Here is a 2,016-nt window from a genome sequence, read left to right as displayed (position 1 = left end):
AACATCAAGCTTTCGTTTAGCAAATGCCATCTGCAGCATTTCGATAAGCTGTTCAAGCTGAAAGTCCTGCTCGGCTGAAAAAGTGACTCGTGTCCCTTCGACAACAATATCGGCCTGAACATTTTTAAAGTCCCAACGGTTACCTAGTTCACGTTTTGCTTGATCAATTGCATTTGTGACCTCATGCATGTCAAGTTCTGAGACCGTATCAAAAGATGGCATGGTATACTCCCGCGTATCATTAACAATAAATTTTCCCCATTATAGCGGGTAGTGACTTGAGTAGTTACTTGAAAAATCAGTTTCAAGAGAATCTCTTGTAAATGACTTTCGCACAAAGCTAAAAACACGTCTAAACTGGGGAAACAATAATAAAGCTGAGTAACTTTTTCTCGCAGTAGAATTTTGTAGCAACTAAGCACGCTGACCATAAGCGCTTAGCGCTACACGCGATAGCCGAAATAGTAAACGGATTTGTATATCGTATTGAAGAATCAGAGACTCGGATAAGGACCTGGACTCATGCCCAATCTCGATCTTTCCATTCTAGTAGTGGATGACACAAAATTCAGCAGCACAATCATAGCCAAAACGCTTGGCAAAGCAGGCTATAGAGACGTCCGCATCGCCAACGATGCCAACACAGCCCTAGCGATGCTAGACAAGCGCCAAGCTAGTGTACTCATTGCAGATTGGTTAATGCCAGAAATTGATGGCTTAGAGTTAACAGCTCAAGTCCGGCAGTTAGATGAGCAAAACAACCACTTTACTTATGTAATACTCTTGACAGCGAAAGAAGGTAGCAGCGCTCTAAATGAAGCCTTCGACAAAGGTATCGACGACTTCATCTTCAAGTCAGAAATGTCTAAGCAACTTCTTCCTCGCGTGTATGCCGCAGACAGAATGTCAGAGCGACAGAATACTTTACTGTCTGCAAATCATTTGCTCATTGAAAACAATAAACACCTCGAAGAAAAGAATATTGTCGATATTGAAACAGGTATTGGTAATAAACGTCTCGCGCAAGAGACTTTAGCAAACTTTCTGAGGCACACCGAGTCTCGTGGTGGCGCAATTAGTTACATGCTAATTGATATCAAAAACTGGCCTGTCATCAAAAAGCAGCACAACCACATGACCTGTGAAGAAGTCGCACTAGGTATAACGCGCCGCTTAAGAAGCCTAATTCGCCCCTTAGATGTTCTTTGCCGCGTTGCAGAACATCAATACGCGATCATCGCTAACTTTGGCAACATAGATCATTGCTCTATCAGTTCTTATCGCCGCATTCATGATGGTATAAATCTAAAATCTTTCCGCACAGCTTCCGGTTATGTGTCAGTCAAAATCGCATCATGTATTTGTACAGTTGATGATAGTGCCTCAGTGCCGCGCGTAAGTGACATAGAAGAAGGCTGCCAACAGCAAATGCGCCAGGCAATTGAAACAGACACGATTGTAATCTCTCGCTGGAAGAATGAGCCGAACACTAGCATACTGTAAATAGCCCGATTAATACTCCAAAATGGGATAGCACGGCAAGGGGTTGATCATGCTAGGGGTGAAACCCTCCGCCTGCCGTTTTCGTTATTTATTCAATATAAGTAGACTGCCAAAGCCTGTAGACCGAGCCGTCTATAGGCTCGCTAGCAGGCTAGTACATCACATCACAGCACCTCACAATAGCAACACAATCCCTTACAAGACCTTACTCAAAAACTATATTGTTACGGCCTCTTATAACCTAGAATTATTTTCGTGGATTTGAGTAGTATCCCCCGTTAGCGGAGGGTTTTGTTGTACCTCCGCTGTTTTTTCGGGCTGCTATTATCCAAAGCTATTTACAAGTTCTTCATCATTTTCGTTTTGCTTATCTTCAAGCAATTTAGGGCTAAGTTTTTATGAACTTAGCCTTTTTTTGTGTCTGTCCGCTTTAGTAAAGGCGTGTTCTTAGCACTTTCTCCAGGTCATCAGATAACAAAATTTCAAACCTGATACCGATAAAAGGGTTAGTTT

At 42.5% G+C, this 2,016-nt stretch carries 2 protein-coding genes; one reads left to right on the top strand and one right to left on the bottom strand.

Annotated elements, in window-relative coordinates; translation table 11 throughout:
* The coding region (locus A3766_RS17910; RefSeq protein ID WP_156508955.1) for a DUF520 family protein at nucleotides 1-222 on the bottom strand (222 nt) is incomplete at its 3' end.
* Between the two features lie 300 nt (nucleotides 223-522).
* Between A3766_RS17910 and A3766_RS17905 the strand changes: the two genes are divergently transcribed.
* The gene (locus A3766_RS17905) at nucleotides 523-1,503 is read left to right on the top strand and encodes a response regulator (protein WP_068516467.1); all 981 of its coding nucleotides are present in this window, start codon (nucleotides 523-525) and stop codon (nucleotides 1,501-1,503) included.
* The last annotated feature ends 513 nt before the right edge of the window (nucleotides 1,504-2,016 follow it).

This window comes from Oleiphilus sp. HI0132, from assembly GCF_001635845.1.
Note: the sequence above shows the minus strand (reverse complement) of the source record. Positions and strands in the feature narration are given on the sequence as shown.